Here is an 8,352-nt window from a genome sequence, read left to right as displayed (position 1 = left end):
ATCAGGGAAATCTTTTCCAGCCCGCCATAGCCGTCACCGAACTCGGTAGCGGTTCATCCCCCATTTCACATTTTCGCAACAGTAGACCACTACCATCCTTGAGACCAGCAAACCGGGCGGACGAAGATAATCGTCCTGCCGTTTCGTCGAAAGGATGAACATGAATCTGTCATTGCTCGGCGTGACCCACGCCTCCGAAGATATCCTTGCCCTGCGCCGGGTGATCGCCCACCTTGTCGATCGTTGCGACCTCGATCTGGCTGACCCGGTTGCGGTCAGGCACTTCCTCGACGGCGATTCCAGCCATGACCAGGCGGGCGACCGTGAGGCTCAGTTCTGTGATGAACTGCGCGCCATGCTCACTCTCCTGTTCCGGCTGGAAGCCAGCAGCAGCGAAGATCTCGGCATTGCCGGTCTGCACCGCTTATGGATGCAGCACAGTGAAATCCTGGCCCGCTTCCAGGCTCGGAAACCGCTGCATGCAGGTCTGGAAAACGGGTTCCCGATGACCTGACGGCAAGCGCCTGCAGGATAGACGAATAACTGCCGGCAGTTTTTTCAAGCACCAGAAAACATCGCCGATCTGCGTCGCACCGGCAAATCACACTAAGTGGGCTTGTGCGCAACAGGTGTCCTGCAAATTGCGAATCGGGCGATCACTGCCTGGACAGCAGCACAAAATCATCATCTGGCGAAGTTGTCTTTTCAGACGAGCGGCTTTGAAAACTGCGCAACAAGGCCGCAATGTCATAAGGTGATTTGAATGCGCTCGGAAATCCGACGAGGATGGAAGCACGGTCACCCACAGGCGGCAGATGCTCATGCTTCAGCATGGCTGTCCGTGCGAAATACAAGCGCTGATCCTCATCGCTTGCACGCAGGCAGAAGGTGACCCCCTTGGTATTTCCGGATTCGTCCAGCAACACCTGGACGCTGATGCTGGAGATGTTCGACCAGGGAACGAGTAGCCATGTCTGCGGCCCGGCAAAGCCAGAAATCCCTGACCATTTACGTTCCGGGAAATAAATCCCCAGCGCATCGCTGGCATAGTAAATCGTTGCGCGCGCAGGGCGCATGGCGGCAAGAATCGCCAGACCGGAGACGATCCACAGCAGCAGGCTGGCGGCAATGGGAATGGCGGGTACAAACGTCGCCAAATAGGCCATTCCGAGTCCAGCCAGCAGGTAAAGGCCCCGCAAAACCGTTCCCATCCAACGCGGCTCGGCGCAAATGAAATGCGCCGCATCAAGCACAGGAAATTTTTCTAGAACTATGTTCATGTTCTGGCCTCGCACCTCGGCTTTACCCGATCGACGGTACTCATGACCAAGCTAACGCAATGGGTTCCGATGCCATGACGACGTAACTGTCCTGATCGCTAGTCACCAATCTGCTGCTCAGATGAAGAGGATCAGGGCAGTCCTTGTCATTCGATACTAGCTGTTGAATGTTGCCGAATTGTTACAGCAAAGCTGACCGACATTCGAACCTTCGGAACGCGTGCGCAATTATTTCAATTTAAGTAGCAGCAAGCTGAATTTCGAATGGTAATAAAGCTGTAACACTATCGGCCTAGACTGTACAGACATCCAAACCAAGGAGCTTTCAGATGCGACGTTTAATGATATTGGCGGCCTTTGCCGCTGGCGTGAGCCTGTGCGCCAACCCCCCCGTTCTGGCGCAGGAGAAGGTACGCCTGACAGGTTCCGGTGCGAGCTTTCCGGCGCCAATCTACCTGGCCTGGTTCAAGGATTTCAGCAAGAAGAACGCCATTGTGACTGTGGATTACCAGTCGAAGGGTAGCGGTGCCGGCGTCCAGGACTTTCTGAACAAGACCGTCGATTTCGCGGCCAGCGATTCGGCCATGAACAAGGAAGACATCGCCAAGGTCGCCGAAGGTGTGCAACTCCTGCCAATGACGGCCGGCGAGATCGTTCTCGCCTTCAACCTGCCGGGCAACCCGAAAGGCCTCAAACTGCCGCGCGACGTCTACTCCAACATCTTCCTCGGCAAGATCACCCGATGGAACGATCCCAAGATCGCCGCCGCCAATCCGGGAATGACCCTCCCCGACCTGCCGATCACTGTTGTCGTTCGTGCCGATTCGAGCGGTACCACGGCCGTGTTCACCAAGCACCTCTCGGCGATCAACGAGGATTTCAAGAAGACTCTCGGTGAGGGCAACACGGTCAACTGGCCGGCCAGCGACAAATTCATCAAGTCGCCGAAAAATGATGGCGTGACCGCCACGGTTCGCCAGACGCCGGGCGCCATTGGCTACATCGAATACGGTTTCGCCAAGCTGGCCAAGGTCGACTTTGCCCTGCTGCAGAACAAGGCCGGACAGTACGTTGTCCCGAGCGCCGAAAGCGGTGCCGAGGCGCTGGCTGCAGTGAAGATGCCGGAAGACCTGGTCGCCTGGCTGCCCGATCCGGACGGCGCCAAGTCCTACCCGATTACATCCTATACCTGGATGATCTTCCGCAAGAAAAATGCCGATCCCGCCAAGGCCAAGGCCATGCGCGAGATGATCGAATATGGCCTGACCGACGGTCAGAAGATCGCCGATTCGATGGGTTACATCCCCTTGCCGGCAGTTGTCGTCGAGCAGGTGCGCAAGGCGGCAGCTAACATCAAGTGAGGCTTGCGCCCGGCGGAGGAGGGGTCACTCCTCTTCCGGCAAGCGACATCAATCCGCCGGTGCTGTTCATGCGCACCGGCGCCATCGACAGTAATGGATATCGCTCATGAATAAACCCTTTGTCGTGCCTGTTAAACTGGATTCGATCTGCCAGCCGCCCTCGTCGATGGTCTTGCTGGTTGATCGTGCTTTTCGCGCCCTGGCTCGCCTCGGTGTGATTGTCATCCTGGTGCTGCTTGCGGCGCTGGTTTTCGAGATTGGTGGCAAAGCCATACCGGGAATCCAGAAATACGGGCTGGACTTCATTACCGGCAACGTCTGGGACGTTAACCAGCACAAGTTCGGGATTCTCCCGGCGATCTGGGGGACGCTCTACAGCGCCTTGATCGCCCTTCTGATCGGCGGTTTTTTCGGCATCAGCATGGCCATTTTTCTGACGCAGGACTTCCTGCCGCCTCGCCTGGCCGCTGTCTTCCGTACCATCGTCGAACTGCTCGCCGCGATCCCCAGCGTCGTGTATGGACTATGGGGCATTTACGTGGTGATCCCGGCAATTCGCCCGCTCACCGACTGGCTGCACCATTCGTTCGGCTGGATTCCATTCTTCGGCACGACACTGAGCGGCCCCGGCCTGCTGCCCGCCGCGCTGGTGCTCGCCATCATGATCCTGCCGACGATCGCCGCCGTGTCGCAGGACGCCTTGAGTGCGGTGCCGCTCAAAACCAAGCAGGCCGCCCACGGCATGGGTACGACTCATTGGGAAGCGATTCTCCAGGTCATCGTGCCGGCGGCATCCACCGGTATCTTTGGCGCACTGGTGCTCGGTCTGGGCCGTGCGCTGGGCGAGACCATGGCGCTGGCCATGCTGATCGGCAACTCGAACCAGATTTCGCTCTCCCTGTTCTCGCCGGCCAATACGCTGGCCGCGCTGCTGGCGCTGAACTTCCCCGAGGCCGGCCCGAATGAGATCGAAGTGCTGATGTACGCGGCACTGATCCTGATGCTGATTACCCTGTCGGTCAATATCGCCGGTTCATTGATCATGGCCTACGCCAAGCGAGGTAACAAAAAATGAGTGTGGCGAAATTTTCCGGATCTTCCGCCTCTTCCCTGTCGGCAGCCCCCAGCCTGCAGCGCAAGATCGAAGGACGCTCCCTGCGCAGCTTCCTGCTCACCTGTCTGACCTGGGTCAGCGCTATAGTGGCCAGCATTCCCCTGTTCTCGGTGCTCTACATGCTGATCACGCGCGGCGGTGCGCGTCTCAACCTGGAGGTGTTCACCGAACTGCCGCCGGCGGGTTTCGAAACGGGCGGCGGCTTCGGCAACGCGCTGCTCGGAACTTTCGTCATGGTCGGCATCGCCGCCCTGATCGCGATTCCGGTCGGCATCATGGCCGCCATCTTTCTCGCTGAACTGGGCCCGGTCAGCAAGCTGGCCAATGTCGCCCGCTTTGCCGCCAAGACGCTGACCGGCCTTCCCTCGATCCTGGCCGGCGTCTTCGCCTACGCCATGGTGGTGCTCACCACCGGCACCTATTCGGCGCCGGCCGGCGGCTTCGCGCTGGCGGTGTTGATGCTGCCCATCGTCGTGCTGACCGCCGAGGAAGCGATGAAGATGGTACCCAAGATCATGAAGGATGCCGCCTACGGCATGGGCAGCACCGACACGCAAGTGATCTGGAAGGTGGTATTGCCGACCGCGATGCCGGCGATTCTGACCGGCGTCATGCTGGCGGTTGCGCGCGCCGCAGGAGAAACCGCGCCATTGCTATTTACGGCACTGTTCAGCAACTACTGGATATTCGAGGACGGCCACCTAGCGCTGATGAGCCCGACGGCATCGCTTGCGGTGCTCATCTACAACTTCTCCGGCATGCCTTTCGACAATCAGCTCGAACTCGCCTGGGCGGCCTCTCTGGTACTGGTGCTGATCGTCCTGATCGTCAATATCGTCAGCCGCATCTTCGGCAAACCAAGGTTTTGAAACTGCGAGGAAACGAACAATGAACGCAACGATGCAACAGGCTGCCCCGGCGCAAGTGCCGGCCGGCGCACCGGCTACCATAGTCATGGACTGCAAGCTGGACAAGATTTTCTACGGCGATTTCATGGCTGTGCGCGACAGCCATGTGCCGATTGAAAAGAACAAGATCACGGGCTTCATTGGCCCCTCCGGCTGCGGCAAAAGTACGGTGCTGCGCAGCCTTAACCGGATGAACGACCTGGTGGTGGGCTTCCGCTTCGACGGGCACGTCCACTTCCTCGGGCAGGATGTCTATGGCAAGGGTGTCGATCCGGTGGTGGTACGGCGTTACATCGGCATGGTGTTCCAGCAGCCCAATCCGTTCTCGATGAGCATTTTCGACAATGTCGCCTTCGGCCTGCGCCTCAATCGCTACAAGGGCGACGTCGATGATCGCGTCAAGCATGCCCTGCAGGGCGCGGCGCTGTGGGACGAAGTCAAGGACAAGCTCAAGGTCAGCGGCCTGGCACTTTCGGGAGGACAGCAGCAGCGTCTGTGCATCGCCCGAGCCATCGCCACCGAGCCGGAAGTGCTGTTGATGGACGAGCCGTGTTCAGCACTCGACCCGATCGCAACTCGCCGGGTCGAGGAATTGATGGTCGAGCTTAAAAAGGACTACACCATCGCCCTGGTGACCCATAACATGCACCAGGCGACCCGGGTCGCGGATACCACGGCGTTCTTCTCGGTCGATATTTCACAGGGTACGCGCACCGGCTATCTGGTCGAAATGGGTCCGACCGATCAGATTTTTAACCATCCGCGCGAAAAGCTGACCAAAGACTACATCAGCGGTAATTTCAGCTAGCCACCCCTTAGAGGAAACCATTCATGAAGCTTCGAATTGCGATCCTCGGATCGATTCTCGCAGCCGCCGCGCTGAGCGCGCCCGTATCGCAGGCGCAGACCGCCAAAGCGGGCGATGGCGCGACTTTGACCCTGCGTGGTGCGGGAGCGACCTTCCCCGCACCCTTGTACAAAAAGTGGATCGCCGCCTACCGCAAGGTGGAACCCACGACCCTGGTCGAGTATGCGCCCGTTGGGAGCGGGGATGGTGTCAAGCGCTTCCTCGCCGACAGCGTTGACTTTGGCGCCAGCGACGCCGCCATGACCGACGACCAGATAGCCTCGGCGAAGCAGGGTACCGTGCTGGTGCCGGCGACCGCCGGCCTGATCGTCCTGGCCTACAACCTGCCGGGCCTCAACGGTCCGCTCAAGCTCAGTCGCGATACCTATGTAGCGCTACTGATGGGCAAGATTCCGCGCTGGAACGATGCCCGGATCCAGGCGACGAACCCCGGTCTCAATCTTCCCGATCGGGAGATCGTCGTGGTGGCGCGGCAGGACAGCAGCGGCACCACTTTCGCACTGACCAATCATCTGAGTGCCGTCAGCCCGCAGTGGCGGGACCGCGGTCCTGGCGTCGGCAAGGTTGTTGCATGGCCAGACAACGCCATGATCGTGCGCGGCAATGAAGGCGTGGCTTCGCGCATCAAACTCAGCGTCGGTTCGGTCGGCTATATCGAATACAGTTTTGCCAGATACCTTGGCCTGCCGACGGCGCATCTGGAGAACAAGGAGGGCCGCTTCGTCGCCCCGAGCGATGTCGTCGGCGAGACGACGCTGGCCGCCAACCTGAACCGTATTCCGGCCAACCTGCGCGTCTTCATCCCCGATCCTGACGGCGCCGAGTCTTACCCCATCATCTCGTTCAGTTGGCTCCTACTCAAGGAACGCAACGCCGATCCGGCCAAGGCGGCCGCCTTGAAGCGCTTTGTGAACTGGGGTCTGAGCGAAGGCCAGGGATTGAGCAGTGAACTCGGTTATATCCGCTTGCCCGCCAATGTGGCGGAGCTTGGCAAGGCAGCCTTGACCCGCGTGCAGTAAAATAGATGGCGGATGCTGCGTATCCCCCTCTTGTTCTCGGGGAGACGCCGGGTGATCGCCCGTCGTCTTTCTGGTTCGACATCCACCCGGTCCCTACTCGCCAAAGGTCGCTCATGCCTGCGCCTCGACGTCTGAATCTGCCAGCGATCGAACGCCTGTTGATGCAGGTGCAGGCTAGTTTCAATTTGCTCAGCGAGGGTTTTTCCGAGCCGCGCGACCCCTTCATCGACGCTGTGCGGCGGAATATGCTTGCTGGCTACGCGCTGGTCGACGACTATGTAAAACGCGGCGTCGATCTGTTTTCCCTTCAGCAAGTCGACCTGATGCTTGAGATCAACACCACCGTGTTGTGCGGAACCAGCCCGGAACGTCGGGCGGAGTACGCCGATCATATCGCCGCAAGCGAGGAGTACTTTTTCGACAACGAGGAGAACGGTGGCGGCATCAAGGATTTGCTCGAGTGGTACGGCATGCACCGCAACGAGTCGGTCTGGAAACGCGCGGCAGGGGCCTATGTGCGGATCCTGAGCAAGCCGCAACTGTTCATTGAAGGCAATCACCGTAGCGGATCGCTGCTCGTCAGTTATCTGCTCATGCGCGAGGGTTTCCCCCCTTTTGTTCTGACCGTCGATAACGCGGCGGGCTACTTCAATCCTTCCACCATAATGCGCAATCTTCCCAAGCGCGGCGTAAAGGCACTGTACCAATTACCCAAGATCAAGAAGAAGTACGCCGCCTTTCTTGAAGAACAGGCCAGTTTCGTCGAAGGAACCCTCCGCGATTATCGGGTGTTGCCTTGATCTCGCGCCTGTTCCCCGGCGTTTTGTCGTCATGAGAACTGTTAAAATGCCGGACTCCACTGGCGCTTTGCCTTCCAAGCTCCAAAAATGGACTTCGGAAGGAAAATCCATCCTTTACAGCGGAGTCCAATCCAGGTTTCCGGAACACAGGTACTTCAAACCATGAGCATCCTGCACTCTGTCTTCGCCTCGACCTTCAGGCCGCAACGCACACGCATCTCCTTCGATCTGGATGACACCTTGGCTTGCCATCGGGGTGAAGTGCCTGCCGAGCAGGGCTATTTCCCCACGTTCATTCATCGCTGGCTTGGCGAGCCCCTGCGCCAGGGCACCGGCTCGCTGATGCGCGAGTTGCGGCGCCGGGGATGCAGCGTCTGGATTTACACGACATCCGGGCGTACGCCGTTTTACATACGGCGCTGGCTGTTGCTGCATGGCATCCGCGTCGACGGGGTGGTCAACAGCGAGCGTCATCGCCATGGATTGGCGGCCCATGGATTTTCGTGTTTGCCCTCAAAATTCCCGCCGGCATTCGGTATCGATCTGCACATTGACGATTCGGAGGGGGTGCGGATGGAGGGCGAAGCGCATGGTTTTCGCGTCCTGGTTGTCCGCCCCGACGATGAGCGCTGGACATTGAGAGTTCTCGATGCGGTCGCTCACGCACAAGCCGCTTAAGCCGGCCTTGCCGTTGGCTAAGCTCCGGAATCGGCTATCGTCAGATTCACTGTTACAGGAGCGCTCCCTTTCCGCGAGCGCAAACACCCCGCAGGAGGCCTCATGAACGCAGACAAGACCAAGGAACGCCAGGATTTCGAGCGCCGGATTCATTCCGAAATGCTCGACAGTTTCGACGAAGAGCTGGAAATGGAAATCGACGACGAGCGCATGGACGCGCTGGTCTCCGAAGTCACCAGCCCGAGAGACCGGGCCATGGATCTGGACCGGAACTTCTACTTCAAGGAACTCTTCCGTCTTCAGGGCGAACTGGTCAAGTTGCAG

General features: G+C 59.1%; 9 protein-coding genes and 1 pseudogene. 9 read left to right on the top strand and 1 reads right to left on the bottom strand.

From position 1 onward, the window contains the following. The first annotated feature begins 160 nt into the window (after positions 1 to 160). Entirely contained in the window at positions 161 to 514 is a 354-nt protein-coding gene (locus tag JNM42_RS12500; protein ID WP_294270279.1) for a hypothetical protein, read from the top strand. Between the two features lie 142 nt (positions 515 to 656). On the opposite strand, the gene JNM42_RS12495 is transcribed toward JNM42_RS12500, so the two are convergent. After that, the gene (locus tag JNM42_RS12495; RefSeq protein WP_294270276.1) at positions 657 to 1,280 is read right to left on the bottom strand and encodes a hypothetical protein; all 624 of its coding nucleotides are present in this window, start codon (positions 1,278 to 1,280) and stop codon (positions 657 to 659) included. Between the two features lie 329 nt (positions 1,281 to 1,609). Between JNM42_RS12495 and pstS (JNM42_RS12490) the strand changes: the two genes are divergently transcribed. The 8 genes and pseudogenes from pstS (JNM42_RS12490) to JNM42_RS12455 form a co-directional block, all read left to right on the top strand. After that, entirely contained in the window at positions 1,610 to 2,641 is a 1,032-nt protein-coding gene (gene pstS / locus JNM42_RS12490) for a phosphate ABC transporter substrate-binding protein PstS (protein WP_294270274.1), read from the top strand. A 106-nt stretch (positions 2,642 to 2,747) separates the two neighbouring features. Then, positions 2,748 to 3,716: a phosphate ABC transporter permease subunit PstC gene (gene pstC, locus JNM42_RS12485; RefSeq protein WP_294270271.1), complete on the top strand. Its 969-nt coding sequence runs from the start codon at positions 2,748 to 2,750 to the stop codon at positions 3,714 to 3,716. After that, positions 3,713 to 4,624, top strand: coding sequence for a phosphate ABC transporter permease PstA (gene pstA / locus JNM42_RS12480; protein WP_294270268.1), 912 nt, complete (start codon positions 3,713 to 3,715; stop codon positions 4,622 to 4,624). The genes pstC and pstA overlap by 4 nt, the downstream gene beginning before the upstream one ends. 85 nt (positions 4,625 to 4,709) lie before the next feature. After that, positions 4,710 to 5,471 (top strand): phosphate ABC transporter ATP-binding protein PstB, encoded by a 762-nt coding sequence (gene pstB, locus JNM42_RS12475; RefSeq protein ID WP_294270281.1) that lies wholly within the window; start codon positions 4,710 to 4,712, stop codon positions 5,469 to 5,471. Between the two features lie 23 nt (positions 5,472 to 5,494). Beyond that, on the top strand, positions 5,495 to 6,550 hold the full coding sequence (gene pstS, locus JNM42_RS12470; RefSeq protein ID WP_294270266.1) for a phosphate ABC transporter substrate-binding protein PstS: 1,056 nt from the start codon (positions 5,495 to 5,497) through the stop codon (positions 6,548 to 6,550). A gap of 113 nt (positions 6,551 to 6,663) precedes the next feature. Next, positions 6,664 to 7,350 carry a hypothetical protein gene (locus JNM42_RS12465; protein ID WP_294270263.1) on the top strand — a complete coding sequence of 229 codons (687 nt, stop codon included), beginning with the start codon at positions 6,664 to 6,666 and terminating at the stop codon, positions 7,348 to 7,350. A 162-nt stretch (positions 7,351 to 7,512) separates the two neighbouring features. Further along, entirely contained in the window at positions 7,513 to 8,028 is a 516-nt protein-coding gene (locus JNM42_RS12460; RefSeq protein WP_294270260.1) for a hypothetical protein, read from the top strand. A gap of 102 nt (positions 8,029 to 8,130) precedes the next feature. After that, positions 8,131 to 8,352: pseudogene (locus JNM42_RS12455) on the top strand (polyphosphate kinase 2); the annotation flags it as partial.

It is taken from the genome of Propionivibrio sp., from assembly GCF_016790145.1.
GTDB lineage: Bacteria > Pseudomonadota > Gammaproteobacteria > Burkholderiales > Rhodocyclaceae > Propionivibrio.
This window is presented reverse-complemented; position numbering and strand designations above follow the sequence as displayed.